The organism is Segeticoccus rhizosphaerae (assembly GCF_009192725.1).
Taxonomy (GTDB): Bacteria; Actinomycetota; Actinomycetes; order Actinomycetales; family Dermatophilaceae; genus Segeticoccus; species Segeticoccus rhizosphaerae.
This window is the reverse complement of record NZ_VOHR01000307.1, coordinates 1-4,420: the sequence shown is the minus strand read 5'-3', so window position 1 is coordinate 4,420 and position 4,420 is coordinate 1. Positions and strand designations below refer to the sequence as shown.

General features: G+C 70.2%; 4 protein-coding genes. 2 read left to right on the top strand and 2 right to left on the bottom strand.

Annotated elements, in window-relative coordinates:
- Positions 1–142 precede the first annotated feature (142 nt).
- The gene (locus tag FRW57_RS17895) at positions 143–502 is read right to left on the bottom strand and encodes a hypothetical protein (protein WP_338055381.1); all 360 of its coding nucleotides are present in this window, start codon (positions 500–502) and stop codon (positions 143–145) included.
- 212 nt (positions 503–714) lie between these two features.
- Between FRW57_RS17895 and lpdA the strand changes: the two genes are divergently transcribed.
- Together lpdA and sucB are read left to right on the top strand one after the other, a co-directional pair.
- The gene (lpdA, locus tag FRW57_RS17890) at positions 715–2,094 is read left to right on the top strand and encodes a dihydrolipoyl dehydrogenase (protein ID WP_152186630.1); all 1,380 of its coding nucleotides are present in this window, start codon (positions 715–717) and stop codon (positions 2,092–2,094) included.
- 48 nt (positions 2,095–2,142) lie between these two features.
- Positions 2,143–3,984: a 2-oxoglutarate dehydrogenase, E2 component, dihydrolipoamide succinyltransferase gene (sucB, locus tag FRW57_RS17885; RefSeq protein ID WP_152186629.1), complete on the top strand. Its 1,842-nt coding sequence runs from the start codon at positions 2,143–2,145 to the stop codon at positions 3,982–3,984.
- A 109-nt stretch (positions 3,985–4,093) separates the two neighbouring features.
- Here the strand turns inward: sucB and FRW57_RS17880 are convergent.
- The coding region (locus FRW57_RS17880) for an IMS domain-containing protein (protein ID WP_152186628.1) at positions 4,094–4,420 on the bottom strand (327 nt) is incomplete at its 5' end.

The window sequence follows — 4,420 nt, the reverse complement described above, 5'->3', positions numbered from 1 at the left end:
AGAGCAGAGGTAGGGAGCCACTCCCAGACCCGTTCCTGACCGCGTCCACTGCCGTCAGCCGCCGACCACGCCGGGAATGGCATGTTGATCAGCGCTTCCTTAGATCCGGCAATCTCGGGGCACGGGCGGCAACCCCGCGGAGTCAGCCCTTGCGCTGCCGGGAGTTCCACTCGCGCATGCGCGAGGGATAGCCGGTCTGGTGCACGTCATACACGGGTATGCCGAGTGCCCGCCCCAGCTCGAACCCTGCGTCCCTGGAGGGCACGGCACGGCGGGTCCACTCCCCGTCGTGGGCGATCAGGATCACGGTGGTGGCGCTGACGTTGGTCGGCGGCTCGACGTACGCCTCGACACCGCGGCGTGACTGCGCGAACGACTCCAGGTGGGTGCGCACCTTGGCCACGTCGATCGACATGTCCGGCCCGTCCACCGGCCGCCGGCGGTGGTGGCCCCCACCGGCGTCAGCTGTGCGGCGCGCTCGCCGTCGGCTCCACCAACCCATGGCAGAACTGTATGCGAAACGGGCTGCCCACCGGGGCGACCGGGACCGGACACGGTCGAGCCCTGCGTGACACCGGGTGGTCCAACAGTGACAAGATGCTCCTGACGCCCGCCGCGTCGCCGCCGACAGCGCGCTGCCGGAAACGACCTCCGGGCGACCGTTTTCTGTTAGACGAACACGTGTCAGATGCGCACGCAAGGGAGCGTTGGCCGATGCCGGCAGCAGCCGAGAAGACCTACGACCTCGTCGTCCTCGGCGGGGGCAGCGGAGGCTACGCCTGCGCGCTGCGGGCTGCCGAGCTCGGGATGTCCGTGGCGCTCGTCGAAAAGAACAAGCTCGGTGGCACCTGCCTGCACATGGGCTGCATCCCGACCAAGGCCCTGCTGCACGCGGCAGAGGTGGCCGACACCGCACGCGACGGCGAGCAGTTCGGGGTGCGGACGACGTTCGAGTCGGTGGACATGGCGGGCGTCAACAAATACAAGGACGGCGTCGTCAGCCGCCTCCACAAGGGGCTGCAGGGCCTGGTGAAGGGCAAGCAGATCGACTACGTTGAGGGCGAGGGCAAGCTCGTCGCCAAGGACACGGTCGCGGTCGGCGACCGCGCCCTGGTCGGCAAGCACGTCGTCCTGGCCACCGGCTCCTACGCCAAGACCCTGCCCGGTCTCGAGCCGACCGGCCGGATCATGACCAGCGACCAGGCGCTCTCCCTCGACGAGGTGCCCGGGCGCGTCGTCGTGCTCGGCGGCGGCGTGATCGGGGTCGAGTTCGCTTCCATCTTCAGGTCGTTCGGCTCCGAGGTGACGGTGATCGAGGCGCTGCCCAGGCTGGTGGCCCTCGAGGACGAGGCGATCTCCAAGCAGCTGGAACGCTCCTTCCGCAAGCGCAAGGTCACCGTCAGGACCGGCGTGAAGTTCTCCGGCGCCACCCAGTCCGACGACGCGGTCACCGTCTCCCTCGAGTCCGGTGACACGGTCGAGGCCGATTTGCTGCTGGTCGCCGTCGGGCGCGGCCCGGTGGCCGGTGGCCTGGGCTACGAGGAGGTGGGCGTCGCGATGGACCGCGGCTTCGTCCTCGCCGACGAGCGCTGTCGGACCAACGTCGAGGGGGTCTACGCGGTCGGTGACATCGTGCCCGGTCTGCAACTGGCACATCGCGGCTTTGCCCAGGGAATCTTCGTCGCGGAGGACATCGCGGGCCTCAGCCCGGCGCCGATCGACGAGGCGGGCATCCCCCGCGTCACCTACTGCGACCCGGAGATCGCCTCGGTCGGCTACACCGAGGCCCAGGCGAAGGAGAAGTTCGGTGAGGTCGAGACCTACGACTACAACCTGGGAGGCAACGGCAAGTCCCAGATCCTGCAGACCCAGGGCTTCGTCAAGCTGGTCCGCGAGAAGGACGGTCCGGTCGTGGGAGTCCACATGATCGGGGCCCGGATGGGCGAGCAGGTCGGGGAGGCCCAGCTCATCGTGAACTGGGAGGCCCTCCCGTCCGAGGTCGCCGCGCTGATCCACGCCCACCCCACCCAGAACGAGGCGCTCGGCGAGGCCCACCTGGCCCTGGCCGGCAAGCCGCTGCACGCCCACGCCTGATCGACTACCGTCCGAGAGTCACCTCACACCGTCCCAGGAGAGAAGCAGATGTCTGAACGCGTGACCATGCCGGCCCTTGGGGAGTCGGTCACCGAAGGCACCGTGACACGCTGGCTGAAGAGCGTCGGCGACACGATCGAGGTCGACGAGCCGCTGCTCGAGGTCTCGACCGACAAGGTCGACACCGAGATCCCGTCGCCCGTCGCGGGCACCCTCCAGGAGGTCCTCGTCGAGGAGGACGAGACCGTCCCGGTGGGTGCCGACCTCGCGGTCATCGGTGAAGGGGACGCCGAGCCCTCCAGCGACTCCGGTTCGGACGAGGCCGGGGACTCGGGCTCCGACGACTCCGGGGCGCAGGAGTCTTCCGACGACGGCAAGCAGGAGAGCGAGCAGGAGCAGCCCGCGCAGGAGGCAGGCGACGAGCAGTCCTCGAGCGGTCAGTCCTCGGGCGACTCCGAAGGTGGTTCCGGCGGCGATTCCGGTGGTGGTGAGGGCGAGAAGGTCACCATGCCGGCTCTCGGCGAGTCGGTGACCGAGGGCACCGTGACACGTTGGCTCAAGCAGGAGGGCGAGCAGGTCGAGGTCGACGAGCCGCTGCTGGAGGTCTCGACGGACAAGGTCGACACCGAGATCCCCTCTCCGGTCGCCGGCACTGTGACCAAGATCCTGGTGGCCGAGGACGAGACCGTCCCGGTCGGCACGGACCTCGCCATCGTCGGCGGAGCCGCCGGGGGCGGTGGCGGCTCGGACACGGAGAGCAAGCAGGAAGCTCCGAAGGAGGAAGCTCCCCAGGAGGAGCCCAAGCGGGAAGCTCCCAAGGAGGAGCCCAAGGAGGAGCCGAAGCAGGAGACCCCCAAGGAGGAGCCGAAGCAGGAGGCCCCCAAGCAGCAGGCCCCCAAGGAGGACGTCCCGAAGGAGGAGGCCGCCACGGGGCACGCGCCGGTGCCCGCTGGAGGCGACGCCTCGGCATACGTCACGCCCCTGGTGCGCAAGCTCGCCGCCGACAACGACATCGACCTGGAGTCCGTCAAGGGCACCGGGGTCGGCGGGCGGATCCGCAAGCAGGACGTGCTCGACGCGGCGAAGGCGGCCAAGGAGAGCGCCCAGCAGCGCCCGGCTGCCCCCGAGAGCGCTCCGGCACCGGCCCCGACGCGCGGCGGCAGTCTCGCCGAGGCGGTGTCCCCCAAGCGGGGCACCACCGAGAAGATGTCGCGGTTGCGCAAGGTCATCGCCATGCGCATGGTCGAGTCGCTGCAGACCTCGGCCCAGCTCACGACGGTCGTCGAGGTGGATGTCACCAAGATCGCCCGGTTGCGCGCGAAGGCGAAAGCCGGCTTCGAGGAGCGGGAGGGCGTCAAGCTCAGCTTCCTGCCGTTCTTCGCGCTGGCCACCGTGGAGGCGCTCAAGGTGCACCCCAGCCTGAACGCGAGCGTCGAGGACGACTCGGTCGTCTACCACCCGAGCGAGAACCTCGGCATGGCGGTCGACACCGAACGGGGCCTGCTCGTCCCGGTGGTGAAGGACGCCGGTGACCTCAACATCGCCGGGCTGTCGCGCAAGATCGCCGACCTCGCCGAGCGGACCCGCACGAACAAGATCACGCCGGACGAGCTCGGCGGCGGCACGTTCACGCTGACCAACACCGGCAGCCGCGGGGCGCTGTTCGACACCCCGATCATCAACCAGCCGCAGGTCGGCATCCTCGGCACCGGCGCAGTGGTCAAGCGCCCGGTCGTGGTCACCGACGTCGACGGCGGCGAGACGATCGCGATCCGTTCGATGGTCTACCTCGCGTTGACCTACGACCACCGGATCGTCGACGGTGCGGACGCGGCGCGGTTCCTCATGACGATCAAGGAGCGGCTCGAGGAAGGCGCCTTCGAGGTCTGACCCACCGGCGCCCAGCGGGCGGTCCCGACGGCGGCGCGGATGTCCTCACGGGCGGCCGCGCCGCTGCCGTGTCCCGCGGCCCGCTCGGCGGGTGGCTCCTCGTCGTCCGTCAGCTCCAGCCGGCAATGCGCCAGCCCTGACCGGTCCACCGCAGCTCGAAGACGGTGCGGGCGTCCTGTGTCCGCGGGGTCGTGGCGACGGGTTGTCCGTCGCGGACGATGCGGTATGCCGATCGCCCCACCCGCGCGCGGATGCGCACCCGGTCCGGTGACGCGGACAGCACGCTCGCCTGGCTGACGGTGAAGGTCAGGCCGACGTAGCGCGCTCCTGCCTCACGCACCCGCCGCAGGTCGCGTCGGTCCCGGGCCAGGGCGGACGAGTCCGGGGCGAGCACCCGCGTCAGCCGGTCCGGCGAGCCCAGCCGCCAGGCCCTCGC

What these genes read in the sequence shown, in the direction of transcription:
- lpdA (WP_152186630.1), top strand. Translation starts at nt 715, where the DNA reads ATGCCGGCAGCAGCCGAGAAGACCTACGACCTCGTCGTCCTCGGCGGG.
- FRW57_RS17895 (WP_338055381.1), bottom strand. Translation starts at nt 502, where the DNA reads ATGGGTTGGTGGAGCCGACGGCGAGCGCGCCGCACAGCTGACGCCGGT.
- sucB (WP_152186629.1), top strand. Translation starts at nt 2,143, where the DNA reads ATGTCTGAACGCGTGACCATGCCGGCCCTTGGGGAGTCGGTCACCGAA.